General features: G+C 41.9%; 1 protein-coding gene. It reads right to left on the reverse strand.

Annotated features, from left to right (window positions below; translation table 11 throughout):
- A partial coding sequence (locus QVP40_RS05905) for a hypothetical protein (RefSeq protein WP_288200347.1) occupies window positions 1-342 on the reverse strand: 342 nt, incomplete at its 3' end.
- Window positions 343-559: the final 217 nt, after the last annotated feature.

Raw genomic sequence — 559 nt, forward strand, 5'->3', positions numbered from 1 at the left:
AGTTCCTGTTATCTGGCTTGTATGGAATGTTGTATCATCTACACCAATCTGAAGCGGCAGTACATCATCAAGGATAACACCTGTTTCTTCATCTTCAAATTTCACCCATACAGTTCTGGTTGCGGATGTATCCGCTGTATCTTCTGCCTCGTCTGTGATGTCTTCTTCCGGTGCTTCTTCATCTTCCACCGGGGCAAGAGTCTCATCATCCAGTGTAACTGAATCCTCTACAACTACAGTATCTGTATCTGTAGCTGCAGCAGCCACGCCTACTGTGCTTGTTAAAACCACAGAAGAACTGAGACCTACCATGAGAAGTTTTCTTACTACTTTGTTTTTCATAACTTCTTTTTCCTCCATCTCTAATTTGGGGGGCTTCCCCTAACCCTATGTATCATTATCATTTTACCCCTCCCCACTTATTTCTGTCAAGGTTAATTTCCCCTATTTTTACCTAATTTTCAACATTTTTACATATTACAATCTCTCAAAATTTTTACTTTTATAAAGACATAGAGCCTAGTCGCCCCCACCCGTAAAACGGGTGGCTCGACGGACG

Source organism: Blautia sp. CAG:257 (genome assembly GCF_000433815.1).
Lineage (GTDB): Bacteria > Bacillota > Clostridia > Lachnospirales > Lachnospiraceae > Blautia_A > Blautia_A caecimuris.